The 309-nt window shown below is 64.4% G+C and carries 1 protein-coding gene; it reads right to left on the bottom strand.

All coding sequences use genetic code 11. The features are described from left to right. On the bottom strand, nucleotides 1–274 hold a 274-nt coding region (locus ACYVE7_RS35330), incomplete at its 3' end, for a PAS domain-containing protein (RefSeq protein WP_460371050.1). Nucleotides 275–309 lie beyond the last annotated feature (35 nt).

Genomic DNA, 309 nt, shown 5'->3' with positions numbered 1-309 from the left:
TCTTGATCCGATGCGCCAGTTCCTCATTCAGCAGCATCTGCTGCTCCGTCGCCGCGTCACGGTCCCGCCGGGCCACGACTTCGGACGTAGTTTCTGTGACGACGAGGAAGATACCCGCGACCCGGCCATCCGCATCCCACAGCGGGCTGTGCGAGTGCGTGAAGAAGGCTTCCTTCGAAACGCCGTCGCGGTCCGGCGTGTAGCGGCCGTTTTCGATGAACACCGTTTCGCCCGCCAGCACGCGATCGAAGATCGGCGTCAGTTGGTCCCACATTTCCGACCACCATGCGCGCGCCGGCTGCCCCAGCA

It is taken from the genome of Actinocorallia lasiicapitis, assembly GCF_054778695.1.
This window is presented reverse-complemented; position numbering and strand designations above follow the sequence as displayed.